Raw genomic sequence first — 1034 nt, 5'->3', positions numbered from 1 at the left:
AGAACTTTAGCAACAACGCCCGCGCCAACGGTACGGCCGCCTTCACGGATTGCGAAACGCAGACCGTCATCCATCGCGATTGGGTGGATCAGAGTCACAACCATCTTGATGTTGTCGCCTGGCATTACCATCTCTACGCCTTCTGGCAGTTCGATGGTACCGGTCACGTCAGTTGTACGGAAGTAGAACTGTGGACGGTAGCCTTTGAAGAACGGAGTATGACGGCCGCCTTCGTCTTTGGACAGAATGTACACTTCAGATTCGAACTTGGTGTGTGGCTTGATTGAGCCTGGCTTCGCCAGAACCTGACCACGTTCGATTTCTTCACGCTTGATACCACGCAGCAGAACACCAACGTTCTCACCAGCACGGCCTTCGTCCAGCAGTTTGCGGAACATTTCAACGCCAGTACAGGTAGACTTCGCAGTCTCTTTGATACCAACGATTTCAACTTCTTCACCAACTTTGATGATACCGCGCTCTACACGACCGGTAACAACGGTACCACGACCGGAGATGGAGAATACGTCTTCGATTGGCAGCAGGAATGGCTTGTCAATCGCACGCTCTGGTTCTGGGATGTAAGAATCCAGGAAGCCAGCCAGTTCGATGATTTTCGCTTCCCACTCTGCGTCGCCTTCCAGCGCTTTCAGCGCGGAACCACGAACGATTGGAGTGTCGTCGCCTGGGAAATCGTACTGAGACAGCAGTTCACGAACTTCCATCTCTACCAGTTCCAGCAGTTCTTCGTCATCAACCATGTCGCATTTGTTCAGGAACACGATGATGAAAGGAACGCCTACCTGACGACCCAGCAGGATGTGCTCACGAGTCTGAGGCATAGGGCCGTCAGTCGCAGCAACAACCAGGATCGCGCCGTCCATCTGCGCAGCACCGGTGATCATGTTTTTAACATAGTCGGCGTGGCCTGGGCAGTCTACGTGTGCGTAGTGGCGAGTCGGGGTGTCATACTCAACGTGAGAGGTGTTGATGGTGATACCACGAGCTTTTTCTTCTGGTGCGTTATCGATCTG

1 protein-coding gene is annotated in these 1034 nt (G+C 53.1%); it reads right to left on the bottom strand.

Annotation, left to right across the window (positions count from 1 at the left end; translation table 11 throughout):
* Nucleotides 1-1034 (bottom strand): elongation factor Tu (tuf, locus tag ACOTXC_RS22680; RefSeq protein WP_150317180.1); only part of this gene is annotated, 1034 nt, incomplete at both ends.

Origin of the sequence: Enterobacter cloacae complex sp. IR5428, from assembly GCF_049238585.1 — a bacterium.
In the GTDB taxonomy this organism is placed as follows: domain Bacteria; phylum Pseudomonadota; class Gammaproteobacteria; order Enterobacterales; family Enterobacteriaceae; genus Enterobacter; species Enterobacter intestinihominis.
This window is presented reverse-complemented; position numbering and strand designations above follow the sequence as displayed.